The organism is Agrobacterium sp. SORGH_AS 787 (assembly GCF_030819035.1).
GTDB lineage: Bacteria > Pseudomonadota > Alphaproteobacteria > Rhizobiales > Rhizobiaceae > Agrobacterium > Agrobacterium larrymoorei_B.
Genome location: NZ_JAUTBG010000002.1, coordinates 2,016,203 through 2,042,238 on the forward strand (window position 1 = coordinate 2,016,203; position 26,036 = coordinate 2,042,238).

24 protein-coding genes and 1 pseudogene are annotated in these 26,036 nt (G+C 58.5%); 14 read left to right on the forward strand and 11 right to left on the reverse strand.

Features of this window, described 5'->3' with window-relative positions; genetic code table 11:
• Positions 1-10: 10 nt before the first annotated feature.
• Together rpsF and QE435_RS18995 are read right to left on the reverse strand one after the other, a co-directional pair.
• Positions 11-448, reverse strand: coding sequence for a 30S ribosomal protein S6 (gene rpsF / locus QE435_RS18990; RefSeq protein WP_062425625.1), 438 nt, complete (start codon positions 446-448; stop codon positions 11-13).
• Positions 449-736: 288 nt separating this feature from the next.
• A complete protein-coding gene (locus QE435_RS18995; RefSeq protein ID WP_306932034.1) occupies positions 737-1,780 on the reverse strand; it encodes an aldo/keto reductase in 1,044 nt (347 codons plus the stop codon).
• Positions 1,781-2,007: 227 nt separating this feature from the next.
• On the opposite strand from QE435_RS18995, the gene fabD reads away from it, so the two are divergent.
• From fabD to gmk, 7 genes are all read left to right on the forward strand, one after another.
• Positions 2,008-2,952 (forward strand): ACP S-malonyltransferase, encoded by a 945-nt coding sequence (gene fabD / locus QE435_RS19000; RefSeq protein ID WP_349042327.1) that lies wholly within the window; start codon positions 2,008-2,010, stop codon positions 2,950-2,952.
• A gap of 30 nt (positions 2,953-2,982) precedes the next feature.
• Positions 2,983-3,720 carry a 3-oxoacyl-[acyl-carrier-protein] reductase gene (gene fabG / locus QE435_RS19005; protein ID WP_349042328.1) on the forward strand — a complete coding sequence of 246 codons (738 nt, stop codon included), beginning with the start codon at positions 2,983-2,985 and terminating at the stop codon, positions 3,718-3,720.
• 382 nt (positions 3,721-4,102) lie between these two features.
• Positions 4,103-4,339 carry an acyl carrier protein gene (locus tag QE435_RS19010; protein WP_027675866.1) on the forward strand — a complete coding sequence of 79 codons (237 nt, stop codon included), beginning with the start codon at positions 4,103-4,105 and terminating at the stop codon, positions 4,337-4,339.
• Positions 4,340-4,503: 164 nt separating this feature from the next.
• On the forward strand, positions 4,504-5,766 hold the full coding sequence (fabF, locus tag QE435_RS19015; RefSeq protein WP_306934804.1) for a beta-ketoacyl-ACP synthase II: 1,263 nt from the start codon (positions 4,504-4,506) through the stop codon (positions 5,764-5,766).
• Positions 5,767-6,073: 307 nt separating this feature from the next.
• Entirely contained in the window at positions 6,074-7,291 is a 1,218-nt protein-coding gene (mltG, locus tag QE435_RS19020; protein WP_306932042.1) for an endolytic transglycosylase MltG, read from the forward strand.
• A gap of 55 nt (positions 7,292-7,346) precedes the next feature.
• Positions 7,347-8,234: a YicC/YloC family endoribonuclease gene (locus QE435_RS19025; protein WP_349042329.1), complete on the forward strand. Its 888-nt coding sequence runs from the start codon at positions 7,347-7,349 to the stop codon at positions 8,232-8,234.
• Positions 8,235-8,239: 5 nt separating this feature from the next.
• Positions 8,240-8,902, forward strand: a complete 663-nt coding sequence (gene gmk / locus QE435_RS19030) for a guanylate kinase (protein WP_349042330.1) — start codon at positions 8,240-8,242, stop codon at positions 8,900-8,902.
• On the opposite strand, the gene QE435_RS19035 is transcribed toward gmk, so the two are convergent.
• Positions 8,903-9,202, reverse strand: a complete 300-nt coding sequence (locus QE435_RS19035; protein WP_349042331.1) for a hypothetical protein — start codon at positions 9,200-9,202, stop codon at positions 8,903-8,905. It abuts the gene before it with no gap.
• Positions 9,203-9,238: 36 nt separating this feature from the next.
• Here QE435_RS19035 and QE435_RS19040 point away from each other — a divergent pair, with 36 nt between their 5' ends.
• Positions 9,239-9,448, forward strand: a complete 210-nt coding sequence (locus QE435_RS19040; RefSeq protein ID WP_349042332.1) for a hypothetical protein — start codon at positions 9,239-9,241, stop codon at positions 9,446-9,448.
• Between the two features lie 137 nt (positions 9,449-9,585).
• Here the strand turns inward: QE435_RS19040 and rsmA are convergent.
• The 6 genes and pseudogenes from rsmA to QE435_RS19070 all read right to left on the reverse strand — a co-directional run bounded on the left by rsmA (position 9,586) and on the right by QE435_RS19070 (position 17,431).
• Positions 9,586-10,417: pseudogene (gene rsmA, locus QE435_RS19045) on the reverse strand (16S rRNA (adenine(1518)-N(6)/adenine(1519)-N(6))-dimethyltransferase RsmA).
• Positions 10,417-11,433: a 4-hydroxythreonine-4-phosphate dehydrogenase PdxA gene (gene pdxA, locus QE435_RS19050; RefSeq protein WP_349042909.1), complete on the reverse strand. Its 1,017-nt coding sequence runs from the start codon at positions 11,431-11,433 to the stop codon at positions 10,417-10,419. The pseudogene rsmA and the gene pdxA overlap by 1 nt, the downstream one beginning before the upstream one ends.
• A 117-nt stretch (positions 11,434-11,550) precedes the next feature.
• Positions 11,551-12,492, reverse strand: coding sequence for a peptidylprolyl isomerase (locus tag QE435_RS19055; RefSeq protein ID WP_309770835.1), 942 nt, complete (start codon positions 12,490-12,492; stop codon positions 11,551-11,553).
• A 324-nt stretch (positions 12,493-12,816) separates the two neighbouring features.
• A complete protein-coding gene (locus QE435_RS19060) occupies positions 12,817-15,177 on the reverse strand; it encodes an LPS-assembly protein LptD (RefSeq protein ID WP_349042333.1) in 2,361 nt (786 codons plus the stop codon).
• A complete protein-coding gene (lptG, locus tag QE435_RS19065) occupies positions 15,177-16,265 on the reverse strand; it encodes an LPS export ABC transporter permease LptG (protein WP_306932055.1) in 1,089 nt (362 codons plus the stop codon). Before lptG ends, QE435_RS19060 begins: the two co-directional genes overlap by 1 nt.
• Positions 16,262-17,431, reverse strand: coding sequence for an LptF/LptG family permease (locus QE435_RS19070; protein ID WP_306932057.1), 1,170 nt, complete (start codon positions 17,429-17,431; stop codon positions 16,262-16,264). Before QE435_RS19070 ends, lptG begins: the two co-directional genes overlap by 4 nt.
• A 295-nt stretch (positions 17,432-17,726) precedes the next feature.
• On the opposite strand from QE435_RS19070, the gene QE435_RS19075 reads away from it, so the two are divergent.
• Both QE435_RS19075 and QE435_RS19080 read left to right on the forward strand, forming a co-directional pair.
• Positions 17,727-19,217, forward strand: a complete 1,491-nt coding sequence (locus tag QE435_RS19075; RefSeq protein WP_349042334.1) for a leucyl aminopeptidase — start codon at positions 17,727-17,729, stop codon at positions 19,215-19,217.
• 29 nt (positions 19,218-19,246) lie between these two features.
• Positions 19,247-19,696 (forward strand): DNA polymerase III subunit chi, encoded by a 450-nt coding sequence (locus tag QE435_RS19080; RefSeq protein ID WP_349042335.1) that lies wholly within the window; start codon positions 19,247-19,249, stop codon positions 19,694-19,696.
• Between the two features lie 13 nt (positions 19,697-19,709).
• On the opposite strand, the gene QE435_RS19085 is transcribed toward QE435_RS19080, so the two are convergent.
• Entirely contained in the window at positions 19,710-20,636 is a 927-nt protein-coding gene (locus QE435_RS19085; protein ID WP_349042336.1) for an SMP-30/gluconolactonase/LRE family protein, read from the reverse strand.
• Between the two features lie 31 nt (positions 20,637-20,667).
• On the reverse strand, positions 20,668-21,381 hold the full coding sequence (locus tag QE435_RS19090; RefSeq protein ID WP_349042337.1) for a GntR family transcriptional regulator: 714 nt from the start codon (positions 21,379-21,381) through the stop codon (positions 20,668-20,670).
• A 103-nt stretch (positions 21,382-21,484) separates the two neighbouring features.
• Here QE435_RS19090 and QE435_RS19095 point away from each other — a divergent pair, with 103 nt between their 5' ends.
• From QE435_RS19095 to QE435_RS19110, 4 genes are all read left to right on the forward strand, one after another.
• Positions 21,485-22,534, forward strand: a complete 1,050-nt coding sequence (locus tag QE435_RS19095; protein WP_349042338.1) for a Gfo/Idh/MocA family oxidoreductase — start codon at positions 21,485-21,487, stop codon at positions 22,532-22,534.
• Complete coding sequence (locus QE435_RS19100; protein WP_349042339.1) at positions 22,531-23,547, forward strand: Gfo/Idh/MocA family oxidoreductase; 1,017 nt, start codon at positions 22,531-22,533, stop codon at positions 23,545-23,547. The genes QE435_RS19095 and QE435_RS19100 overlap by 4 nt, the downstream gene beginning before the upstream one ends.
• Positions 23,544-24,623: a Gfo/Idh/MocA family oxidoreductase gene (locus QE435_RS19105; RefSeq protein ID WP_349042340.1), complete on the forward strand. Its 1,080-nt coding sequence runs from the start codon at positions 23,544-23,546 to the stop codon at positions 24,621-24,623. The genes QE435_RS19100 and QE435_RS19105 overlap by 4 nt, the downstream gene beginning before the upstream one ends.
• Positions 24,624-24,760: 137 nt before the next feature.
• Positions 24,761-26,032 carry an ABC transporter substrate-binding protein gene (locus QE435_RS19110; protein WP_349042341.1) on the forward strand — a complete coding sequence of 424 codons (1,272 nt, stop codon included), beginning with the start codon at positions 24,761-24,763 and terminating at the stop codon, positions 26,030-26,032.
• Positions 26,033-26,036 lie beyond the last annotated feature (4 nt).

Here is a 26,036-nt window from a genome sequence, read left to right on the forward strand (position 1 = left end):
TTGTTTCTCCTTATGCACGGTCTTCGCGCGGACGGCGCGGACGGTCTTCGCGCGGTGCGCCATCACGGGGACCGCGGTCGCCACGGTCAGGACGGTCGCCGTCGCGGCGTGGGCGGTCGTCACGGTCGCGCTTCTGCAACATGGCAGACGGGCCTTCTTCGTGAGCTTCCACAGCGATGGTCATGTAACGAAGAACGTCTTCGTTGATGCGCATCTGACGCTCGATTTCGTGGATAGCCGCCGCCGGAGCGTCGATGTCCATCAGAGCGTAGTGAGCCTTACGGTTCTTCTTGATGCGGTAGGTGAGGGACTTCAGACCCCAGTTCTCGATGCGTCCGACTTTACCGCCAAACGATTCGATAACGCCCTTGTACTGTTCGACAAGTGCGTCGACCTGCTGGGCAGTGATATCCTGCCGGGCAAGGAAGATGTGTTCGTAAAGAGCCATTTAAGCTTTGCCTTTCTTGCGTTTCATTCATCACCCGGCAACGGCGCTAAGCCTCAACGACTGCTCTTGATCGGAAAACCGGAGGCAAGAAAAGCGTTGTTCGAGACGGTCGAGAGCGGAGACACGGGAGGCCGGAAAAACCTTATGGTTCCTGCTGTTTCGAAATCGAAACCAGCCCTCCGTTCAGCCACCAGCCATAAGACCGGGTGTTGTGAACAGCGCGCTTATACGGATTTTTGTCCGGAATGCAAGCGCGCTGCCCGAAAAAGCCTGTGCGGCCAGCTTTGATCAGATCGGCATCGGATACTGGCGATGGATATCGGCGATGCCCTTCAGTACATCGTCGGAGAGTGTGACATCGGCTGCGGCAATGTCCGTCTTCAACTGCTCCATCGTGGTTGCGCCGATGATGACGGACGCCATGAAAGGACGGGTGAGGCAAAACGCAATGGCGAGCTGCGCCGGATCGATCCCAGCCTCATAGGCCAGTTCCAGATAGGCCTTCACTGGTGCTTCCTGGAGAGGCTGAAGGCGTCCGCCAATATCGTGATTGATCGAGCCGCGCGATCCTTCCGGGCGCGCACCGTTCTGGTACTTGCCGGTGAGGATGCCACCTGCCAGCGGAGAATAGGCAAGCAGGCCGACATCTTCATGATGAGCCACTTCCGCAAGATCGAGGTCGAAGCTGCGATAGAGAAGATTATACTCGTTCTGAATGGAGGCGACGCGCGGAAGGCCCTTGGCCTCGGCAATATCGATATATTTCTGCGTACCCCAGGCGCTTTCATTTGAGAGGCCGATGGCGCGGATCTTGCCAGCTTTCACCAGCTCGCTCAGCGTCTCGAGCTTCTCGTTGAACTCTTCGAGGGTTTTTGCTTTGTTTTGTTTGGAAGCATCGAAGCTCCAGGCGCCACGGAAATGATAAGTGCCTCGGTTCGGCCAGTGGATCTGGTACAGGTCGATATAGTCGGTCTTCAGGCGCTTCAGGCTGGTGTCGACGGCTTCGCGAATGGCTGCCGCATCGATATCGCGACCGCCTCGAATGTAATCGCGCCCGGAACCTGCGACCTTGGTGGCCAGAACCACCTCGCTGCGCTTGCCGCTCTTCTCAAACCACGTTCCGATATAGTCTTCCGTGCGCCCTTGCGTTTCTGCAGAGACTGGCGTGGTCGGGTAAAGCTCGGCGGTATCGAAGAAGTTCACGCCCTGTTCGAGCGCGTAGTCCATCTGCTCATGGGCTTCGGCCTCAGTGTTCTGCGTACCCCATGTCATCGTGCCAAGGCAGATTTCCGACACGGAAATGCCCGTGCGTCCCAACGTGTTCTGTTTCATGGAAATGTCTCGTTTTGCTTGGAAGGTGGGCAGAAAGTAATGCGGAATTGCCGCAGCGCAAGAAAAAACATTCTATCTCAATCTCTGTGGAAGAGGCTGGCGAAACGGATAGCAAAGGCGTCGTCAGCGGCGCAAAGCCTTGACTTTGCGGGTCGGAATGTGAATGGAGAGCCCCAACAATGGAAGTGAAGGCCCAAGAACAGGCCAAAAAAGAAGGACCGCATTCCATGGCTATCGCATTCACATTTCCCGGCCAGGGCAGCCAGGCTGTCGGCATGGGCAAGGATCTGGCAGAGAATTTTGCAGAAGCCCGCGCCGTTTTCGAGGAAGTCGATGAAGCATTGGGACAGAAACTGTCCGACATCATGTGGAATGGTCCGGAAGAGACGCTGACGCTGACCTCCAATGCGCAGCCGGCACTGATGGCGGTGTCCGTTGCCGTGATGCGCGTCCTGGAAGCGCGTGGTCTGAAGCTCGCTGAAAAAGTGTCCTATGTTGCCGGCCATTCGCTTGGCGAATATTCGGCGCTTTGTGCAGGGGGTGCCTTCTCACTGGCCGATACGGCTCGTCTTTTGCGCATCCGCGGCAATGCGATGCAGGCTGCGGTCCCCGTAGGCGAGGGCGCCATGGCGGCGATTATCGGCCTTGAGCATGGCGATGTGGAGGCCATTTGCGCAGAAGCCGCGACCGGTGGTGTTTGCCAGATCGCCAATGATAATGGTGGCGGTCAGTTGGTGATTTCCGGTGCGAAGGCACCCGTCGAAAAGGCGGCAGCGCTTGCTTCGGAAAAGGGCGCCAAGCGCGCCATCATGCTGCCGGTCTCCGCACCCTTCCATTCGGCGCTGATGGCGCCTGCCGCGGAGGCGATGCGCGAGGCGTTGGCTTCGGTCAAGAAGAACAATCCGGTCGTTCCGGTTGTCGCCAATGTGCGCGCAGCACCCGTATCGGATGCCGATGAGATCGCCTCTTTGTTGGTTGAGCAGGTGACGGGCCAGGTTCGCTGGCGCGAAACGGTCGAGTGGTTTGCCGCAAATGACGTGACCACGCTTTACGAGATCGGCTCCGGCAAGGTTCTAACGGGCCTCGCCCGCCGCATCGACAAGACTGTCAACGGCGTTGCCGTTAATTCCCCTGCGGATATCGAAGCCGCGCTTCAGACGCTTCTCGGCTGAGTTCAAAAGATACAATAAAGGACTAACAGCATGTTTGATCTGACTGGCCGCAAGGCTCTCATTACCGGCGCGACCGGCGGTATCGGCGAAGAAATCGCCCGTACGCTTCATGCCCAGGGCGCCACCGTGGGCCTTCACGGCACCCGCGTGGAAAAGCTGGAGGCGCTGGCCTCCGAGCTTGGCGAGCGCGTCAAGATTTTCCCGGCCAACCTGGCTGATCGCGCAGAGGTCAAGGCACTTGGCGAGAAGGCGGAAGCCGAGCTTGAAGGCGTTGACATTCTCGTCAACAACGCAGGCATCACCAAGGACGGCCTCTTCGTTCGTATGAGTGACGAGGACTGGGACAATGTTCTGGAGGTCAATTTGACATCCATGTTCCGCCTGACACGCGAGCTGACACACCCGATGATGCGCCGCCGTTTCGGCCGCATCATCAATATCACCTCCATCGTCGGTGTCACCGGCAATGCTGGCCAGACGAATTACTGCGCCTCGAAGGCTGGCATGATCGGCTTTTCCAAGTCGCTTGCTCAGGAAATTGCAGTTCGCAACGTGACCGTGAACTGCGTTGCACCTGGCTTCATCGAAAGCGCCATGACCGGCAAGCTGAACGACAAGCAGAAGGAAGGCATCATGGGAGCTATCCCGATGAAGCGCATGGGAACAGGCGCTGAAATCGCTTCTGCCGTGCTCTACCTTGCTTCCAACGAAGCCGGTTACGTGACCGGCCAGACGCTGCACGTCAACGGCGGCATGGCAATGATCTGATCTATCATGCCTGAAAATCCACTGTGATTTTCGTCAGGCGTGATTGGAAGATAAAACAGGTGAAAGCGCTTTGCATCTTGCTGTGGTGGCGCTTGCACACTTCGACCTCTGGCATGTGTCGGCTAGAAAATTGCCTGTAGAGCGCGTGTGTTAGCGTTATTTTAAGGCTTTTTTCCCGCAGGAAAGCATGTTAAGCGGGCGAAGACTGTGAACAGTCGTCCCGGAGTGACAGGCGGCCGTTGCGATTTCTTGCGACGATGTTAGCTTGACCGGGTTGAACGGGTTTGCCCACGGTGCCTGCCTTGAAAGGTGCTTGGGGGTTTTAACAGGGCAGGGTGCCTGAAGGGGCATTCCTTTCAAAGTAAAGGTCGAGGAAACCGACATGAGCGATATCGCAGAACGCGTAAAGAAAATTGTAGTTGATCATCTTGGCGTTGACGCCGACAAAGTCGTTGAAGGCGCAAGCTTCATCGACGACCTGGGCGCTGACTCGCTCGACACCGTTGAACTGGTTATGGCGTTCGAAGAAGAATTCGGCGTTGAAATTCCAGACGACGCAGCTGACTCGATCCTGACTGTTGGCGACGCTGTCAAGTTCATCGAAAAGGCTCAGGCCTAATCTTTGAATGGATCAAGGGAAGGCCGCAAAGCCTTCCCGCTGTGGCCCGGCCTGTCCGGGCCAATATTTTATCATGCGGTCTCTTCTTGGCCGGGTGAAGCGTGTCGCACGCTAAATGACATATACCACACCTATGATTGGATTATGAGGGCGCACAATTGACTTTGAGACGTGTCGTTATCACAGGTACCGGCATGGTATCTCCCCTTGGTTGTGGAACGGAAGTGACCTGGGAGCGGCTGCTGGCCGGTCAGAATGGCGCCCGTCTCGTCACGGAATTCGAAGTCGACGATCTGCCCGCGAAAATTGCCTGCCGCATTCCTGTCGGTGACGGCACCGATGGCACCTTCAATGCCGATGACTGGATGGAGCCGAAGGAGCAGCGCAAGGTCGATCCCTTCATCATCTACGGCATGGCGGCCGCCGAGATGGCGTTGAACGACGCCAACTGGCACCCGGAAACCGACGAAGACCAGATCATGACTGGCGTGCTGATCGGCTCCGGCATTGGTGGCCTGGAAGGCATCGTTGAGGCGGGCTATACGCTACGCGACAAGGGACCGCGCCGCGTATCCCCTTTCTTCATTCCAGGGCGTCTGATCAACCTCGTCTCCGGCCAGGTGTCCATCCGGCATAAGCTTCGCGGTCCGAACCATTCGGTCGTGACGGCATGCTCCACCGGTGCGCATGCCATTGGCGATGCTGCCCGTCTGATCGGGCTCGGCGACGCCGATGTGATGGTTGCAGGTGGTGCCGAATCGCCCGTCTGCCGCATTTCGCTCGCCGGCTTTGCCGCCTGCAAAGCGTTGTCTACCCAGCATAATGACGATCCGCAGAAGGCATCGCGCCCCTATGACCGCGACCGTGACGGTTTTGTCATGGGCGAGGGCGCCGGCATTGTCGTTCTCGAAGAACTGGAACATGCCAAGGCACGTGGCGCGAAGATCTATGCCGAAGTCGTCGGCTATGGTTTGTCGGGTGACGCTTTCCACATCACCGCTCCTTCCGAGGATGGCGAAGGTGCGTATCGCTGCATGTCGATGGCGCTGAAGCGCGCTGGCCTCACGCCTGCCGATATCGACTACATCAACGCTCACGGCACCTCGACCATGGCCGATACGATCGAGCTTGGCGCGGTCGAGCGGCTGGTGGGTGACTCGGCCTCGAAGATTTCGATGTCTTCCACCAAATCGGCAACAGGCCATCTTCTTGGCGCAGCGGGCGCAATCGAAGCGATTTTCGCGACACTCGCGATCCGCGACAACATCGTCCCGCCGACGCTCAATCTCGACAATCCCGATGTCGAGACCGCGATCGATCTTGTGCCGCACAAGGCGCGCAAGCGCGACGTTAATGTGGCGCTGTCGAACTCCTTCGGCTTCGGCGGCACCAACGCATCACTCGTGCTGCGTCGTTACGAAGGCTGAAGATCGGACTGACCTGCTAAGCCTGTCAGCAGGGGCGGCTACTTGCCGCCCTTCCGAGAATCGATCAGAACGTTTTCGGCTTTCCCGGTATGATGCCGGGATCGCCTGATCTGCCAGTTGTTCGAAACTAGGGATGCCAGCGCATTGGTTTTCGATGAACTGGAACGGTGGAGGAACCTCTCTTCGTCAACGAAGATGTGTTTGATCCCTTTACTTGTAGAGAGTGCAGAATAGCCTGCCGAACCTGTTTTTGCCGCATTGCCTGCTCAAATAAGCCGTTGTAATGCCGAACTGAAAAGGACCGCCGGTGAGCGATAACAGAGAGAACAATCAGCCCCCCTACGACCGTGACAGCTCCTATGAGAGCAAGGGTGGACCGATCATTCCAAAATCGCCGACCGAGGCTCTGAGACCTGAAAAAGTGCCTGAGCCGCCGAAGCGCTCGCGCAAGGCCCACAGCCAGACAGTGATCTTCCTGAATTTTCTCATGACGCTGATCGTCGCCGTGACGGTGGTGGGTATCGCCGGCTTCTACTACATGATCCACGCGTTTCATGAGCCTGGCCCCCTTGCGACCAACACGACCATCACCGTGCGCAATGGCGCGGGTCTGGCAGAGATCGCGAACACGCTGGAGCGTAGCGACGCCATTTCCAACGGCCGCATCTTCCGCCTGATGGCGGATCGCTACATGTCCGCCGGCCAGACACCGAAGCCGGGTGAATATGAGATCAAAGCCCATGCATCGATGAAGGATATTCTGTCCTTGCTGGAATCGGGCAAGTCGATCCTCTACACGGTTGCCTTCCCGGAAGGCCTGACCGTCAAGCAGATGTTCGCACGCCTCGCAGCAGACCCGGTGCTTGAAGGTGATCTTCCAACCGAAGTGCCCCCCGAAGGCAGCCTTCGTCCGGATACCTATCCCTTTACCCGCGGCACCAAGCGCGAGGAAATCGTGCGGCAGATGCGTGCGGCGCAGACGAAGCTGGTCGAAATGCTCTGGGAGCGCCGCGATCCGAACCTGCCGCTGAAGACGGTCGAGGAGTTCGTCACACTCGCCTCCATCGTTGAGAAGGAAACCGGCAAGGATGATGAGCGCGGTCACGTGGCATCGGTTTTCTATAACCGCATGAAAAAGAACATGCGTCTGCAATCCGACCCGACCATCATTTACGGACTGTTCGGCGGTGAGGGCAAGCCGTCCGACCGGCCGATCTATCAATCGGATCTGCAAAAAGAGACGCCCTTCAACACCTACATCATTCGTGGCCTGCCACCGCATCCGATCGCCAATCCGGGCCGTGCGGCGCTCGAGGCGACAGCCAATCCGTGGCGGACGGACGATCTCTACTTTGTGGCCGATGGCACCGGTGGCCACGTCTTTGCCAAGACGCTGGATGAGCACAACGCCAATGTCCGTCGCTGGCGTAAGATCGAAGCCGAAAAAGCTGCTGCCGGTGGCGCATCCGAAACCGTTGTCGACGGTCAGCCGGGTGGCAACCAGGCGGAGAAACCGGCGAACTGATAGATAGGCTGGCTGCGGTTGCATAAGCGCGGTTGAGCTTCTGGGGGATATTCGAATGACATTGCAATCCATGACGGGCTTCGCACGCAGCGAAGGCTCTTCCGGTCGATATCGCTGGGCCTGGGAACTGCGCTCCGTCAACGGCAAGGGGCTTGATCTGCGGCTGCGCCTGCCATCCGGCATGGAGGCACTGGAGACGGAGTTGCGTGACATCGCCTCCAAAAGCCTGTCGCGCGGGAATATTCAGGCCGGGCTCTCTGTATCTGCCGCAGAAACCAAGCTTGAGGCCGTCGTCAATCGCGATGCCTTGGACGCAGTGCTTGCCTTGAAGAAGGAACTCGGCAACGCGGTAAGCGACGCACCGCTCAGCTTCGATACCTTGCTGTCCGTGCGTGGTCTCGTGGAGTTTCGCGAGCCGGAAGAGACGGAAGATGCGCAGAGCGCGCGCAACACCGATATCGTCGAGGGCTTTTCCCTTGCCGTCGCTTCGTTGAAGTCCATGCGCGAGAGGGAAGGCGCGTCGCTCTACACGCTGCTTTCGACCCATATCGATCGTATCGAGCAACTGACATCTGTCATCGAAGCAGATCCTTCTCGCCAGCCGGAGCAAATCCGGGCACGGCTGGAAGCTCAGATCGCCTTGATCGGTGATGGCAATGGAAGCCTCGATCGCGAGCGCCTCTATGCCGAGGCTGCGCTTCTCGCCACCAAGGCGGATCTGCGGGAAGAGATTGACCGGTTGACCTCGCATGTCTCCGCCGCGCGCGAGCTTCTCGCTGTCGGCGGTCCTGTCGGGCGCAAGCTCGATTTTCTTGCACAGGAATTTAACCGGGAGTCGAATACGATCTGTTCCAAATCCAATGCCAGTGCTGTAACCGCTGCTGGTATAGAATTGAAAGTCGTGATCGACCAATTCCGCGAACAGGTTCAAAATCTGGAGTAGGCTCCATGGTAGCAGCAAATAGCTCTCCCGTTCATATTGCCCGCAGAGGGCTTATGCTGGTCATGTCCTCGCCATCCGGTGCGGGTAAGTCGACCATTGCCAGAAACCTGCTGGACCGGGACAAGAACATCAGTCTCTCGGTTAGTGTCACGACGCGTCAGCGCCGGCAGAGCGAGATCGAGGGCATCCATTACCACTTCATCACCAAGCGTGAATTCGAGGTGATGCGCGACAGCGATCAGTTGTTGGAATGGGCGGAGGTTCACGGGAATTTCTACGGAACGCCGCGCGCGCCCGTCGAGCAGGCCATGGCTGAGGGCCGCGACATGCTGTTCGATATCGACTGGCAGGGCGCAGAGCAGCTTCAGGACAAGATGAAGGCTGATGTCGTGTCGATCTTCATTCTACCGCCAACGATGACCGAACTGCAGTCGCGCCTGCATCGCCGCGCCGAAGACACCGAAGAGGTTATTCGCACACGCCTTGCCAATTCCCGCGCTGAGATCGAGCACTGGCGCGACTATGACTATGTGATCCTCAATGACGACCTTCAGGCCGCATTTTCGGCCGTCGAAGCTATCGTCAAGGCTGAACGTGTGCGCCGCGACCGTCGCCACGGAATGTTTGATTTCATCAGAGGATTGTTGGAGGAAGAGCCGCAGCTTTAATCAGCCCGGTTTTTTGGTCGCCAGCCACTGACGCGAGAGTTTTTCATCTGCCGCGTCCTCTGCCCAGCCGTGCCCCCCATCCAGCACTTCGAGACGAACATCCGCGCCGGCGGTAACGAGTTGGGCGGCCAGATCCTGCGCATCATTCGGCTCGCGTCGTTCGTCATGGCTGGCAGCAAGCAGCAGGACAGGAAAGCCGGATAGGCTTGGAAGCTCTTCATTTCTTCTGGGTGAGAGCGGACGCAACAGGATCGCTCCCTGCGCCCGGCTGCAATCCTGACAAATCATCTCAGCCGCCATGATCGCACCGTTTGAATAGCCGACGAGGAATGGCGTTTGGCCTGTCTGCTGCGTGACAAAATCCATGAACGTGCAGAGCCGCGCAGCCTGCGCTTTCAGATCATCCACGTCGAGTTGCCGATCGGGCTTCCTGCGGAAAAATGCAAAACCACTTTACCATGGGATGGCGCCGCGCAGGGCATAAAGAAGGGCGTTGGGGAACACGGCACGGCCGAAGCCGAGAAGGTCGTGCTCATCCCGTCCTGACCCATGGAGAAGCACCACAACGCAGTCTGCTGCTCCTGATGGGCGCTCAAGCCTGTATTCGAAACCGGCCTCGTTCATCGTATCCCTATCGGCTCAGTCCGAGATCAATGTCGGCTTGGTCACGCCTGCAGCCAGAATTATAAGCTGTTCGCTAACCGTACGAATTCTTCGACCGAAAGCGTTTCCGCTCGTCTCGTCGGATCAATGCCGGCCTTCTCCAGCAGGGCTTCTCCGCCGATGCTCTTCACGCTCTGGCGCAGCATCTTGCGGCGCTGGCCGAAGGCGGCTTCCGTGACCTTCTCAAGCTTGTCCACATCGCAGGGCAGTGGCTTTTCCTTTTGGCAGGAGATGCACGACTGTCGAGGTGACTTTCGGTGGCGGGCTGAAAGCTTGCGGCGGCACGTCGAAAGCCATCTCCGGCACCGTGCGCCATCCGGCAAGCACGCCAAGGCGACCATAGTGATTATCGCCTTCCTCGGCGACGATCCGCTGGCCGACTTCTTTCTGGAACATCAGTGTCATGGAAAGCCAGAATGGCGGCCATTGCTTCGGCAGAAGCCAGTTCACCAGAAGCTGGGTTCCGACATTATAGGGGAGGTTGGCGATGATGCGTACTGGCTCGCCCTTGGGAACCAGCGCTTCGAAATCGGTCTTCAGCGCGTCGCCTTCGATCACCTCAAGCCGTCCGGGATAATGATCGGCAATTTCCGCAAGGGCAGGAAGGCAACGGCTGTCGCGCTCTACGGCGATCACCTTCTTTGCGCCGAGCGAGAGAATGGCGCGGGTCAAACCGCCTGGACCAGGCCCGACCTCGAAGACCGTAACACCATCCAGAGGACCGGCGGTACGCGCAATCTTCTGCGTCAGATTGAGGTCGAAGAGGAAGTTTTGACCAAGCGACTTCTTCGCATCCAGGCCATGGCGCTGGATGACGTCGCGCAGTGGCGGAAGACCATCGATTGCGGCCATCAGGAGACCTGCCGGACAGCGATGTCGGCTGCCATCTTCAATGCCGCAACAAGGCTCGAAGGGTTGGCAATGTCCTGTCCGGCGATGCCGAAGGCGGTGCCATGATCGGGCGACGTCCGGATGAAGGGTAGGCCGAGCGTCACATTGACCGAGTCATCGAAGCCGAGTGCCTTCGCCGGGATCAGGCCCTGGTCGTGATACATGCAGATCGCAACGTCGTAGCGCTGGCGTGCGGCATCATGGAACATGGTGTCGGCCGGCAACGGCCCAAATGCATCAATACCATCTTTTCGCAGCTGCATGGTCGCTGGATGGATGATATCCCGATCTTCCGCACCGATGGCGCCGTCTTCGCCCGCATGGGGGTTTAGCCCAGCGACTGCCAGTCTTGGCGCATCCATGCCGAACTTGCTCTTCAGGTCGTTGGCAACGATCCGGCAGGTATCGATGATAAGCTCTTCGGTTAGAGCAGATGCCACATCCTTGATGGGAATGTGGATCGTCACAGGCACGACACGCAGCTTCGGCCCGGCGATCATCATCACTGGTCGCGCTGCCTGGCCTGTGTGCTTGAGCGCGAGGTCCGCGAGAAACTCCGTATGGCCCGGAAAGCCGAAGCCTGCTTCGTAGAGCACGGACTTTGCAATCGGATTGGTGACGACGGCAGCTGCCTTCCTCGCCACCGTCAACGAGACAGCGGTTTCAATGGCCTTAATGGTGGAATGGGCAGCACCCACATGGGGTTGGCCCGCCTGTACCTCGAAGCCGACAGGGATGGGCAGGACAGGTAGCGCAGAGGCGAAGGCAGAGAGGGCCTCTTCAGCCTCGCAGGTGACGACATTGACCGCCATGCCGAGAATATTTGCACGGCTCGTCAGGACGTCTGGATCACCGATGAAGAGAAATGGTGGGACGCCCAGCTCATCACGCCTTGCCCAGGCCGCAAGTGCGATATCGGGACCGATCCCGGCTGGATCGCCCTGTGTCAAAGCGAGTGGCAATTGAAGCGGCGTCACGGCGTTCGGAGCTTTCACCTGTTGCGCCAGTCTCGAAAGGGAAGACCCTCCGATCAACGGCGTTCTGCTATGTTATCAAGACCATCGCGGCACCGTGATACGGTGCCGCACTGCGCATCAGGTCTGGGTGATCTGCGCCTTGCTGCGAAGCTCGTCCAGATACTTCTTCTCGTTCGGGTTTTCACCCTTCTCGGCCTTGTTCAGATCTTCGGCGCGGAACACAACTTCCGCTGCGTAATCATCGGAGACCTGCTGCTTCTTGCAGACAGCGAGATATTCGACACCCTTTTCTGTGACGCGCGTACCGGTGGTGCCGCCTTCAGGTGTCTTGGTAACCAGATCTTTCCACTCTGGGGGCAGTTCCGGCTCAAGAATTCGGCCGAGGTCCTTGATCGAAACATCCAGCATCGTCGCTGCAAAGGTCTTTGCCTGCTCACAGCCGGGATAGCGTTTGCGAGACGCCTCGGCTTCGCTCTTGCGCTTGCCGAGCGTGGCCTTCTTCGACTCCGGTACAACGAAAATGATCTGCTGCAGGAAATATTCCGATGTCACCGGCTTCTGGCCACGCTCCTTGAGACGCGTGATGAAGTCCTGTGTCGACATGCGGTTCTTGCCGCCATAGCGCGCATTGACCAGACGTGGCCAGCTCATCTGCACGGCGATAAAGGATTTGAAATGGTCTGCACCCACGCCAGCCTGCGTCAGAACCTTGGTCAGCTGTTCTTTCGTCAATTTGTTGCTGGCAGCAAAGCGGCCAAAAGCGGCATCCACATCTGCAGTGCTGACCGACGCCTTGACGCGGGCGATTTCCTCGCGCTTCAAGGCCTCTTCGATCAACTGCTCGCGGGCTTTCTCGTTGAGATTGCCAGACTGGCGCTGCAGCTTCAGGAAGGCCACCCGGCGTGCAATATCATCGGAGGTAATCGGGGTCTTGTTGACGACGATCTTCACCGCGCTGTCGGCAAAAGCGACATTCGCCTGCGGCGCAACGATCATGGGAACTGCGAAGATCGCAAAGGCAAACGCGACGCTGCGCATCGCCTTCTTTCCGAAGTTCATCCTGGTCTCTCCCTCTCGGCAAGCCAGTGGACCGGTGCCACAGCATTGCTTTTGAAACTCTCGCGGCACGAAGCTTACGTGCTCACCTCACGGTGATACTTAGCCCTCTGCAGCGATCCTAAATATGAACGCGCCCGTGTATATCACTGGAATGATTACCACCGCAATCGTCCGCCACAACCAGATCGTCGATATCTGCGGCAAAAACGTGACCTTTACAGTGGTGGGTCGATCACATGATGTCGAACGTCATAGGCACTGCAGGTGTCGCTTGACATGAAAACGGCGGGAAGATCCCGCCGTCGTTCCAAGAGATAGAGGCTATCAATAGTTATTCGGCTGCCAGCCGATATCGGCCTTATCCCAGTCTTCCGCAGCCGAACCGACACTGATGTCACCAAGTGTACGGAAGGCGAGGCGGGCGTTGATCGACCAGTCATTCGCCGCTTCACGCACGGTGCTGAGGTTACCCTCATCCGAGTAGCTGACAGTAAAGATGGTGCACTCGTCCTGATAGAGAATGCCGATACGGCGCTCGCTGGAGAACTTGTTGTTCAGGTCGTAGTTGATCGCACCGAATAGCGCCCAGTTGTCGTCGAGACGCAGCTTGCCGGAGGTCTGGATGATATCGCGGTCACGATCATAGCCGTAATTCGGCTGTGCCTTGACCTGCGTATAGCTGACCTTACCGGTGAAGCGGTTATCCGTGTAGTGGACGCTGTTCTCCATACGGTTGATCTCGAAGTTATCCTTGTCGAGACGCAAGCTGTTTGAGAAGGACAAACCGATCGGCGCATCGATCGCCGCCATCGTCACGTAGTCGGAGCGGTCCGATTCCAGGCCGGAATCGGCACCGGCATTGACGAGATCCGGCGACGCGAAAGAATTTTCGCCAGCAAGATGGAAGGACTGTCCTGCGATGGCACGGACACCATAGCCATTGTCGAAGGTACCGTTATAGCGGAAACCGAGATTGGCACGCGTGCCGCCTTCGATACGGTCGAAACCACTGAACTTGTCCCGTTCGAAGAGGTTGGTGGCATCGAAGACGAAGGCCTGCGAATCTTCGTTCGGAAGACGGCCTGCAAATTGCTCGTCCGGACGCACGAACAACTGAGCGATCGGTTCGATCACGTGGTTGCTGTTTTGTGCCGTGAACAAAATCGGGTAGCGCGCTTCGAGACCGAAGGTCGCCATACCGCGGAACGCCGCGTCATCATCGATCGAGCTATTATAGGTCAGACCCTGCGTTGCCATATCGGTGGAGAAGATGTCTCCACGAAGTGCGCCGAGCGGTGTCAACTGAACGCCGCTATCGAAAGTGTAGGTTCTCTTCCACTCGGCCTCTGTCGTCAGGCGGGTATAGGTGCCCTCGAGACCCGGGAAGCGGTTGGACGTTCCAAGCGCATAGGCGTCCTGGTTGCGGCGCGTCAGGCTCGTCAGGTTCGTCGTCAGCGAAAGCTCGCCGCCATAGACGGGATCGGGAAGGAAGTAGCGGTAGTCGACGGCTGGATGGACAATCGCCTGTCTGCGCTCTTCCAGCTCAAAGTCGTCCTTGTCCTGGACGTTGAAGTAGTAGGCGTTGGCATCGAAGCTGTTCCGATCACCGAGGCCAGAGAGGTAAAGCTTGTTGGTCTGCGTTTCGCTCTTATAACCCTTGAGGTCATAGGTGCGGGCGAAGTTGTTGTCCGACTGCACCATGACGTCCCAGCCGAATGACCAGCGGGGATTGATCTTGAATTCGCCGCGGCTGGCAACCATGCCGCGACGGTCGTTCATTGCGTCGCTGGTGCCGGGGTCGAAACGTTCCGGGTCGCGCTGGTCGATGCCGGCAAATGTCAGCGTATGCGTTCCCATCTCGAAACGGTTGCGCAGCTCGCCCTGAAGCAGAAGACCCTGGGCCGTGTAGAAGGTCGGCGTAACCGTCAGATCCGCGCTATCGCCGAGCACCTGATAATAGGGCACGCCGATACCGAAACCGAGCTTGTCGGTCATGCTCATCTGCGGGAACAAAAAGCCGGATTTACGCTTTACCCGGTTGTCGGGAACGGTGATGAACGGAAGATAGGCGATCGGCTTGCCGAACAGCTCGAAGCGAGCCTTCTCCAATCTAACGGTCTGGCTCTTGCCGTCCTGGATAACACGCTCAGCCTTGACCTGCCAAAGCGGCGGCTTGTCCGGGCGCTCGGCGCAGGGAAGGCAGGCCGTATAAACGCCGTTGTTGAGGATCATAACATCCTCATTGACGCGTTCAGCACTTTCGCCGGCAATGCGTGTGTTGTCGGTTGTTTCCACACGCAACGAGTTGACGAAGCCCTGCGAGAAATTGTCGGTTACGTCCAGCTCATCGGCGTAGATACGACTGCCGGAAGGCTCGATGAGTTCAATGTTTCCACGGGCGATAACGCGGCCCGTGCCTTGATTATATTCCACACGCTGGGCCACCATACGGTAGCCCGAATATTTCATGCGCACGCCACCCGTCGCGATCACTTGTTCAGCGTCACGATTATAGGTGAGTTCATTTGCTGTAAGCAGGAGTTTTGATTGGTCTTGAGCGTCGCCCACAATCACGCCGTCATCAGCAAAAGCGCTGGATGCGGTCGCCATGTATGCGCACACAGAAGCCCCTGTCAGAAGGGCTGCCGCAAGCCGTCTGATATTCCCGCGGTCAAATACCGCCACTAGCCGTCCTCCTGATGAAGCAGAATGGTTGCCCCCAATGCCAACGCTACGACGACTGGAATCCAGACCGCAACGAAGGGCGGAACAACGCCGCTACTCCCGAATGCCCTTACGAGCACGGTTACCACATAAAGCACGAAGCCGGAAAGGATTCCACCCAGAATCACTGAACGGGACTGTGCAAAACGGCTGAACTTTAGAGAAACAGTCGCTGCAATGAACGTCATCGCCACCAGCAGAAACGGCATCGACAGTAGGAAGTGATACTGCGTTTCGAGCGCCTTGGATGACAGGCCGAAGGATCTCGCCACCTCTATCTTTCGAGAAAGATCAAAGAAAGCAACGGTTTCCGGCTGAGTCAGACGCTCCTGAACAAATTCCTGTCTCAAATTGGTACTGATTCTTGCCGTCGCCTGATGGGTGGGGACGTGACCCGGTCGAATCTCTGAAACGTTGTTAAGAAGCCAGTAACCATCTTCCAACTTCGCCGACGCGGCGTCCTGTCGGAAAAGGATGTTGCCGTTCTTGTCGAGGTGAATCAGCACCACGTCTTTCAGCAGCGCGCCATTGTCCTCGAAGCTCTTGGCTCCGATGATCGTGTCCTCTCCACCGCTGCTCTGACGCAGCCACGGAATCACCTGTTGCTGGCGAGGACCGCTGCCGTCATTGCGCCATCCCGCTTCGACGGAAAGCGACTTGCTTTCGCCCCAGGCGGCGAGTGGATTAAGCGCGGTGACGCAGAGGATGCCAAGAAGGATCGCGCCGGTGATGAAGGGCAGCATGAACTGCCATACGGAAATGCCCGCAGCACGCGTCACCACCAGCTCGTAGCGGCGGTTGAGCGAAATCAACGTCGTCATGCCGACGAAGAGGGCGACGAAAGGAACGGTCTGCTGCAGGATGAGCGGCAGCCGAAGCGCTGTCAGGCCGAGCGCGGCTGGCACGGAATAGCCTGGAAGGCCGGACATGCGCCGCGCGGTTTCACTAAAATCGGCCAGAAAGATAATGGAAGACACGCCCAGCAGAAACCAGAACGTAGTCATGGCGTAACGGCGAAGGAAATAACGGGCGAGTGTGCCGAACATCATGCGCTCTGTCCTCCATTGCCATTAGCCTTTGGTGGGCTGAAACGGCGCTGAAGCGCCTGCGCCGCGTGTTGTATAAAAGACGGCATATGCAGCTTGCGGCCTGTCGCCAGCAGATAGGCGGCAATGAGGCCGCTGACCACCGGAACGGCGTAGACGAAGGGAATGAAGGCAGCGCTCTGCTTCACCTGATTGGTGAAATAGAAGCCCAGCCAGCGCAGCATGAAGGCCGTGACCAGCGCAACCACCATGGGATGAAGCCGTGCCTCTCGATGGGAGCGTGCATCACCTGCAACGACCAGCGAGATCAAGGCAAAGACGAACGGGAACATCCAGTCGACCAGGCGCCGGTTCAGTTCCGAACGGAAGCTGCCAGGGTTTTTCTTGTAGCTATCCAGGTCCTCGTCAGGAGAGAGCAGGAAGGCGAGGCTCGCATCGCTGGCGGACAGTGACGGTTCATTGTCGGACTTCTCCGACATGGTCGAGAGATCGAAGGCGTAGGACAGGAACTTGACGACTGAGACCTTGCCGTCTGGCGTCTTCTGCTGAACCTCACCGTCACGCATGGTGAGCGAGGTGCCACCTTCGTCGATCATCCCTTCCTTGGCATAATAGATAAGGTCGTAATTCGGATCGCGACGGTCGGCTACGAATAGACCGCGCAGGATTCGGCCTTGGCGCTGGGCGATCTGCACGTAAAGCCCATCCTGAATGGTGCGGAAGGTCTTCTCCTCAATGACGGAAGAGAGCAGATCGGCATAGGCCGCAGCAACCATCTGGCGCGCAGCGGCACGTGCTGGCGGCTCGGCAAAATTGGTGATGCCGAAGGAGACAAGGCTCAGCACCGCGCCGAGAATGAGGACTGGCTTGTAGATGATCGTGCGACGCGCGCCCGACGCATCGATGATCGCCAACTCCGAGTCGGTGTTCATCGCCGTCAATGTCTGCGTCACGCCGATAACAAGCGCGAAGGGAAGAACGACGGGAATGAGCGTCGGCAACAGCATGGTCGCGAGCGTCATGAACGAGCCCATGGACTGGCCGCTATCCGTGACGAGGTTGATTCTTTGCAGAACCTGGATCGTCCAGATGATTGCCAGCACGGGCATCAGCGCGACGAGAACCATCTGCGTCGTGCGTCGCAATATGTACCGTTCGAGAAGCGCCATTTAGTCCCTGATAACGTTTTTCATTGTTTTTTCCCCGTGCAGGGAACCGGCCCTATGTAATCGCATCGCTCCCGCTTGGCGACTCTCGACGGGCCACAAATTTCTTTCGCGCAGTCATTTTTCCTGCGGCTGTGGCTTTTTGTGGAGAGGTGAAGAAAAAACTTTCCGCTGCTTGAGACGTTGCGGCGCACCATCCACAAATTTGACACCGCAAGTCGCCATGCCGGGGTTGCGTCGTGGGCGGAAAGGCCCATGATCCGCACACCCTTAAAAAAACAGCAAGATGAGCATCAAGATGTCCGCTAGTTTCGATATTTCCTTTGCCGCCTCCGCCTCATGTGTGAATGCCACAGCCATTCTTCTGCGCGCTTCCGGAGATGACGGTGCGGCGGGGCAGGCGCATGTCGATCCGGCTGGCGTGCTGGAAAAGGCCGCCAAGGTCGCAGGCTTTTCGGCAAAGTCGATGAGCGTTCTCGATGTTCTGGCGCCCCAAGGCTCCGAGGCAGATCGCATCACGGTCATCGGCCTTGGCAAGGCGACGAAGCTGACCGCGCATGATTGGCTGAGAGCGGGCGGTACCGCTGCTGCCAATTTCAAGAAAGCGGAAAAGGTCGTCATCTATCTCGATGTCCCAGGTGTCGATGTGAATGGCAAGAATGCTGCCGATTTCGCCCTCGGACTTCTGCTGCGCGCCTATAGCTTCGATGCTTACAAGACCAAGAAACCGTCCGACGAGGAGAAGAAACCGAAGCACGTCGATGTGACGATCGTGACGGTTGCCCATGAAGAAGCAAAGAGAGCGTTTGATGCTGCCCAAGCCGTCGCCGATGGCGTCATCCTGGCGCGCGACCTCGTCAACCTGCCACCGAACGTGCTTGGTCCTGTCGAGTTCGCCGAAAAGGCCGAAGGCTTGAAGAAACTCGGCGTTGAGGTTGAAATCCTTGGCGAAAAGGAAATGAAGAAGCTCGGCATGGGCGCACTTCTCGGCGTGGCCCAAGGCTCTGTTCGCCCGCCACGGCTTGCCATCATGCAATGGAATGGCGGCTCCAAGAAAGACGAGCCGATCGCCTTCATCGGCAAGGGCGTGGTGTTCGACACCGGCGGTATTTCTCTGAAGCCAGGTGCCGGCATGGAAGACATGAAGGGCGACATGGGCGGCGCTGCTGCCGTGACCGGCCTTATGCACGCGCTTGCCGCCCGCAAGGCAAAGGCCAATGTCATCGGCGTTATCGGGCTTGTCGAAAACATGCCGGACGGCAATGCGCAGCGCCCCGGCGATATCGTTACCTCCATGTCCGGCCAGACCATCGAGATCATCAATACCGATGCCGAAGGCCGCCTCGTTCTGGCGGACGCGCTCTGGTACACGAACGATCGCTTCAAGCCGAAATTCATGATCAATCTCGCCACCTTGACCGGTGCCATCACCGTGGCGCTCGGCAATCTTCAGGCGGGCCTCTTCTGCAATGACGATGAGCTGGCCGGGCAGTTGATCGCGGCGGGCCACACGACACAGGAGAAGCTGTGGCGCATGCCGCTCGGCAAGGATTACGACAAGATCATTGATTCGAAGTTTGCCGACATGAAGAACAGCGCTGGCCGCTTGGCGGGCTCGGTCACAGCGGCCCAGTTCCTTAAGCGCTTCGTCGGTGAGACGCCATGGGCGCATTTGGATATTGCAGGCACGGCCATGGGTTCGCCGCTGACCGAGATCAACCAGTCCTGGGGCTCCGGCTATGGCGTTCGCCTTCTGGACGAACTGGTTCGCGCGCACTACGAGGATTGAGGTAGAAGCAAGAAGGCGGCAATCTCCCGATGACGGAAGTCCTGTTTTATCATCTAACGGAATCCAAGCTGGAGGATGCCTTACCGCCGCTTTTGGAGAAATCGCTGGAGCGCGGCTGGAAGGTCGCGGTCCAGACAGGAAGTGATGAGAAACGCGATGCGCTCGACGTGCTTCTCTGGACGTTCCGCGACGACAGCTTTCTGCCGCACGCCACCGACGCCGTCGCAAGTTCTGCCGAACAGCCTGTGCTGCTCACCTCTGGCGATGGCAATGCCAATCAGGCGACGGTGCGCTTTCTGGTCGATGGCGCCGAACCGCCGGCTCTTGAGCCATACGAGCGTATCGTCTTCATGTTCGATGGCTATGACGCCGGGCAATTGGAGGCGGCGCGGGCCCAGTGGAAGAAGCTGAAAGGCGAGGGCCATGCGCTTACCTATTGGCAGCAATCGCCTGAAGGCCGCTGGCAGAAAAAGGCGTGATCCCTTAAGCGCATCAACGACGGAAGCGAAAACCTGGAAAACCGGTCGTTTTCGTCGGGATCGCCCAAACACCGCCCGATAATGGCGCCTTATGTAACCGCTCCTCCGACATGTTGTGACGGTGGGACGTCAGGAAAAGCGTGCTGAAGTCAGGCCCACCGAAGCAGCCCATGGTGGGGTGCGGGACAGGTGCTGCGACCGCGCCGAGATGCTTGCCGTCGGGCGAAAACGCGTTGATCAGTCCGGCCGAAACGCCAGCGCTCCAATAAACGCCGGAACGATCGACGCAGCCGCCATCGGGCCTGCCCGTTTCCTCTGTCATCTGCGCAACCAGAATGCCTTCATCGAAGGCCCCGCGACTCTTGTCGAAGGTGCGGCGACGGATCCATCTTTGGACGGAATCGCTCTGCCACATGACCGAACCATCTTGCGAGAAGGCAAGCCCATTGGGGCAGGTGAGGCCGGTCTGCATCCGTTCGGCGCCACTCGCCGTGACGCGCCACAGCTCGCCGCGCGGTTCCATCTGCGGCAATGGAACGTTATGCATCGTGCCGACCCAGAAGGCACCATCGGGCCCGATGCGTCCATCATTCAGCCGGAAAGGACCACCCTCTGGCGCAGGAATGCTGCAGAGCGTGTGGGTGGCGCCACTCTCCGGATCGAGGACAACGATATCCATGCCACAGGCGACGATGAGGTCGCCACTGTCACAAAGTCCAAGGCTGGACACTGTGCTTGGGAAAGACCATTCACGATACTGACCGGGCGTGAGAGCAGCAGAGCGCACCGTCTTGCCGAGAATATCGCACCAGAACAGCACTTGGCGCTTTTCGTCCCAAACGGGTGATTCCGCCAGCGTGCTGATTGTGTCGCAGAGGAGTGTTGCCTCTGACATGCCGAGCGTTTCGGCAGGCAGCAGCCCGTAGTGTGCAGTGGTCATGGTGGGATCCGTTGTCGATGGTACCGCAGATTTACTCGAAATAGTCCTGATGGTTGGCAAAGACCTGCGCCAGAATGCCCAAGACCCGCCTTAGGTGCTTGCGCAACTCGTCCGCCGCAAGCGTCTCGTTGCCGTCCTTTATCGCGGCATAGACCGCCTCGTGTTCGGCAAGCAGCCCAGCCATATGCGCCTCATCGGTAATGGCGAGTGCCCGCAGGCGGTCAAGGCCTGCCTTTTCGCGGATAAGCAGCGTTTCCAGCCTGTCCATGCCGGTGGCCGCCGCAAGGGCGCTGTGAAACTGGTCGTCATGCATCCGGAAGGCCTTGCGGTCCCCGCGCTGCATCGCCTTGCGCTGACCGTTCAGCGCATGCTCGATTTCCTGCTCCGCTTCCGCCGACAGGCCGATCTCGCATAGCTTCTCGACCGCTGCGACCTCAAGCGCTTCACGGATGAATTGCGAACTGCGGATACTCTTTTCAGAAAGCTTGGAGACGTATGTGCCGCGGCTGGGAAGGGTTACGATCAAGCCGTCGTCTCGTAAACGGCTCAATGCCTCCCGCACCGGCGTACGACTGGAATTGAATGATAGCCCGATCTCATTTTCGGATACCGCCTGCCCGGGAAAAAGCTCCCGCGACAGAATGGCGGACTTTAGCGCCGAGTAAATCTGATCCACCACGGGACGGTTCAGGTCCAGCCTCTCCATGGTCGGGACAGAGCCGCCTGTCATCGGGATTTTGGGCATTTTCACTCCAGCGATTTTTAACCGGTATACCGGAACACAAGTCAGTTGACAACCGGCATACCGGTATGCAAATTACGCCGCATTGGGAAGGGAGGCTCCCTAAATGCAGAAGATCAAAACCTGCGTCATCATTGGCGCTGGAATGGTGGCGAAGACCCATGTGCTCGCCTGTGCAGCAAGTCCTGACAAAACTCGGCTGAAGGGTATCGTTGACAGCGGTTCCGGTCGCGCCAAGGCATTGGCCGAGGAAGCGTCGAAGCACGCGGGATATGACGTGACAGTTTATTCCTCGGTGGCTGAGGCGGCGCAGGACAAGGATGTTGATTTCGCCATTATCGCCACGCCGCCGAACGCCCGCCTCGATATCGTCGAAGCCTTCGCCCGTGCCGGCAAGCACATTCTCATGGAAAAGCCGGTTGCCCGGAATACCGATGAGGCCGAGCGTCTGGTTACTCTGTGTCGGGACGCTGGCGTCACGCTCGGTATCATCTTCCAGCATCGCATGCGCGCAGCTTCACAAAAGGCGCGCGAGCTTGTTGACGGTGGAACGCTTGGAGAACTGGGTCTCTGCGAGATTTCCGTGCCGTGGTGGCGTGCTCAATCCTATTACGACGAGCCCGGTCGTGGCACTTTGGCGCGTGACGGCGGCGGCGTTCTGATTTCCCAGGCCATTCACACCATCGATCTTGCCCTGAGCCTCACAGGCCCCGTGTCTCGCGTTCAAGCCATGGCGGCAACAACCCGTTTCCACCGCATGGAAACGGAGGATTACGTTGCCGCAGGCCTGCGCTTTGCAAGCGGCGCGGTCGGTTCGCTGGTTGCCAGCACGGCAAGTTTTCCAGGCTCGGCGGAATCGATCCTCCTGCATTTCGACAAAGCTAGCCTCCGGCTCGCTTCCGGTCTGCTGCATGTCGATTGGCGCGACGGACGCCAGGAGGTCTTCGGTGGGGCAGCCTCCGGCACCGGTGGCGGTGCCGATCCGATGGCCTTTACCCATGAATGGCATCAGGGCGTCTTCGAGGATTTCGCAGACAGCATCACCGCAGAACGCCCGCCGGTTGTCACGGGTGAAGCGGCTCTTTTGTCTCACAGATTGATCGACGCGATCATTAACTCGGCCGAAACCGGCAAGGAAGTGGAACTGCAAAAATGACTAAAGCAATTAAGTTCGTCGCTCTGGGCATAGAGCACCGCCACATTTTTGGCATGGCACAGAACCTGATGGACGTCGGTGCGGAATTCGTCGGCTGGTGGACGGAAGGCGAGCCCGATGTGGTCGAAGGTTTCGTCAAGCGTTTTCCCGACGTGCCGCGCTCGGCCACCAAGGAAGCGCTTCTTGCAGATGACAGCATTGATCTCGTCGTCATTGCCGATATTCCGTCCAAGCGCGCCGACCTCGCAGTCGCTTCGATGGAAGCCGGCAAGGATGTCATGACCGACAAGCCAGGCTGCACCACACTCGAACAGCTTGAGCGTATTCGCCAGACGGTCAAGAAGACCAACCGCATTTGGACCATCGATTTCTCCGAGCGCTTTGAGGTGCCGAGCGTCACCAAGGCTGCCGAGTTGGTCGCCGCGGGCGCCATCGGCCGCGTCGTGCAGACGATCGGTATGGGCCCGCATCGTCTGAACCGCCAGATCCGCCCGAAGTGGTTCTTCGAGCGTGAAGCCTATGGCGGCATCATCACCGATATTGCCAGCCACCAGATCGACCAGTTCATGTTCTTCACCGGCTCCACCGACGTGGAAATCGTGTCCGCGACGGTTGCCAATTACGCCAACCCAGGCGATCCGGGCCTGCAGGATTTCGGTGAAGTGCTTCTGCGTGGCGACAAGGGCCATGGCTATATCCGCGTCGATTGGTACACGCCGGATGCGCTGCCCACCTGGGGCGACGGTCGTCTGACCATTCTCGGTACCGAAGGCTACATCGAGCTGCGCAAATATGTCGATGTCGGCAACAGCGAAGGCACTGACCGCCTGATCCTCGTGAATGGCGATCGCTGCGAATATATCGATGCCTCCGATGCCGGCCTCCCGTACTTCGGACGCGTATGCGACGACATTCGCAACCGCACCGAAACGGCAATGACGCATGAGCATGTGTTCAAGGTTTGCGAACTGTCGCTTCAGGCGCAGGCCAAGGCCGAAGGAGCAAAGGCATGATCGGAGTCGCCATCGTTGGCGCCGGTATCGGTGCCGAGCATCTGAAGGGTTATCTCGCTCTGCCGGAACGCTTCTCCGTTAAGGCGATATGCGATCTCGACGTGGAGCGTGCGCGTGGCGTTGCCAATGGCACGTCCATCCATGTTACCGCCGATCTGGATGAGGTTCTGGCGGATCCGAGCATCCAGCTCATCGACGTCTGCCTGCCGCCGCACTTACATTTCCCAATCACGCTGAAGGCGCACGCTGCTGGCAAGGATGTGGTCTGCGAAAAGCCGCTCGTGCGTTCGCTGGAAGAGGCGAATGCGCTTCTCGAATCCGTCAAGACGACGGGCCGCAGCATCTTCCCCGTCTTCCAGTATCGCTTTGGTCCGGCCATGCGCCAGCTTCGCGCGCTGATCGATGCCGGGCTTGCCGGCAAGGCCTATGTTGCAAGCTCGGAAGTCCATTGGAATCGCGGCAAGGGCTATTACGACATTCCCTGGCGCGGAACCTGGAAAGGCGAGTGCGGTGGCGCGATCCTCGGCCATGCGATCCATGCACATGATCTGATCTGCTACGTGCTCGGCCCGGTCGAAGAAGTCTTCACCATGGCCGATACCCGCGTCAACGCGATCGAAACCGAAGACTGCGCGGCACTCAGCTTCCGCATGAAGAACGGCGCGCTGGCGACAAGCTCGGTCACGCTCGGAGCGGCCGAAGACACATCGCGTCTGCGCTTCTGCTTCGAAGGTTTCACCGCCGAGAGCGGCTCGCTGCCCTATCGCCCGGCGGAAGACAAGTGGCGCTTCATTGCGCGAGCACCGACGACGCAAGCTCAGATCGATGCGGTTCTTGCAACGGTTGGCGAAGGCGAGAACGGCTTCACCGGTTTTGTCGAGGCGATTGCCGACGCCATGGAGGGGCGCGGCGGCAAGGAGGTCACGGTAACGGACGGTCTGCAATCGATCGAGCTCGTCACGGCCATCTATCGCTCGGCGCGGGAAGGCAAGCCGGTACGGCTGGCAGAGGCGGCGGAAGGTCAGTGGATCAAGGGTTGGGCTCCGCAGCCTGCACCCACCGCAGCATCGGCCTGAAGATCGGGATCGATTTTCAGAGAGGCACGATGCGTGATTTGGAAGAGTTAGAGCGTCCTTTGTGCGTCCGAAAGGACGCACGGCGCTCTAGAGCATAATCATCGCCAAAGCATAATCATCGAATGGGAGGAAACCAGATGATCAGACAATACAGCATGGCATTGGCGCTCGCTTTGGGCGCGGCGTCTTTCGCCGGTGGCGCTCAGGCTGCCCAGGAAGTTCGCTTCACCTGCGCCTATGACGGCAATGGCTGCGAAATCCTGAAGGACATTCTCGCACGCTATGAAAAGCAGCATCCGGATGTGAAGATCGTTACCGACGTGGTGCCTTATAAGGCGCTGTTGGAAGGTCTGCCCGTTCAGCTCGCGGGCGGCAGCGGTCCGGATTTCGCCACCGTCACCGATCTTGGCGGCCTTAACCGTTATTACCTCGATCTCACGCCCTATGTGGATGCGAAGAACTGGGAAGACAATTTCTCCAACGTGCTGAAATGGTACCGCAGCGGCCCTGACGACAAGGGCATTTACGGCATGCATACGCAGCTGACCATCACCGGCGCCTTCATCAATCGCACGCTGTTCGATCAGGCCAATGTCGCCGTACCCGGCAAGGACGCGACGATGGACGATTGGGCAAAAGCGGCGACCGCCGTCGCGAAGGCAACCGGAACACCTTATCCGATGGCAATCGACCGTTCAGGTCACCGTATTGCCGGCCCCGCCATCTCCTATGGCGCCAAGATTTTCGACGCGGAAGGTAAGCCGATCCTGGTCGATGAAGGTTTCACGACCTTCGTGAAGAAGTTCGTCGAGTGGAACAAGGACGGCACCATGGCGCGTGACGTCTGGGCCGGGCAGGGCGGTAATACCTATCGTGACGCCGCGCAGGAATTCATCAACGGCCAACTCGCTTACTACTATTCCGGTAGCTGGCAGACGGCGCGCTTCGATAGCCAGGTAGGCGATGCCTTCGACTGGGAAGTCGTGCCGCAGCCTTGCGGCGGTGCTGCCTGCACCGGCATGCCGGGTGGTACCGGCATTGTCGGCTTCAAGCAGACCAAGAACCCGAAGATCGTGGCCGATATCCTGAACTTCCTTGCCGAAGACGAGAACTATCTCGACTTCACGGTCCGCACCCGCAACGTTCCGGCCAAGAAGTCGGTCGCGGAAAAAGGCGTGACCTATACCGGTGCGACCCCTGCGACGCAGAAGGCCATGAATGCCTGGCTCGACCAGATCCCCGGCATTAGCCCGATTGCTTACGCCTACCAGGGCTACAAGAACAATCGCGCCATGTTCAACATCTCTGTTCAGCGCATCACCCAGGCCATCGTCGGCGAATTGACAGTCGATGAAGCGATGGCACGCGCCAAGACGGACGTTGAGGAAATGTTGAAGCAGGCGAAATGATCCA